The sequence below is a fragment of the Spirosoma soli genome, from assembly GCF_042684525.1.
Taxonomy (GTDB): domain Bacteria; phylum Bacteroidota; class Bacteroidia; order Cytophagales; family Spirosomataceae; genus Spirosoma; species Spirosoma soli.
Genome location: NZ_JBHULN010000062.1, coordinates 1 through 596, shown reverse-complemented (window position 1 = coordinate 596; position 596 = coordinate 1). Strand labels below are relative to the sequence as shown.

Sequence of the window (596 nt, the reverse complement as noted above, 5' to 3'; positions counted from 1 at the left end):
GAAGACAGAGCGGGACCTGAATCGGACCATGGGTCGTACCTAGCCACCGCGATAGGGAAGCCCGCTCTGATGTTTTTAGAAAGCTAGCTAATTCTTAGATTCTTACCATGCCACAAACCTAAAGGCCCATGCGGACGTTACTGTAAATTTCTGAGATGTATTGGGTGTGCTGAAATAATTACTCGTTTAAATTTATATGCTTTTCAACGTGGTTCCGCTGGCTATTTTTTCAATATAGGTACTGTCACGGAGCGGAATGTACAATATGATGCTTCACAAGCACCGAGACTTACCAAGGTATTTTACTATTAGTCTACTGGTTCACTATGCTGTCAGCAACTGTGCTGGCTATTTCGACTTACTAGGTGTATAGTCCCAATATGAGATGGGTTGGATCACGAGTAAAGATAGTTGGTTTTGCTTGCCATTGAGCGCAGACAAATTCGTGCGGGGTTAATCCCTTCCATGCCTTTAACCGTTTGGCATGGTTATAAGCTAGGAGAAAGGCTTGTAGATGTTGGTTCAATTCATCTGTCGTCTGATAGTGGTAGCGATACACGGTGGCTTCTTTAATCGTACGGTTCATCCGCTCAACT

The 596-nt window shown here is 44.0% G+C and carries 1 protein-coding gene; it reads right to left on the bottom strand.

The features are described 5' to 3' along the window. Positions 1-361 precede the first annotated feature (361 nt). Positions 362-596 (bottom strand): integrase core domain-containing protein (locus ACFSUS_RS29080; RefSeq protein ID WP_381528818.1); only part of this gene is annotated, 235 nt, incomplete at its 5' end.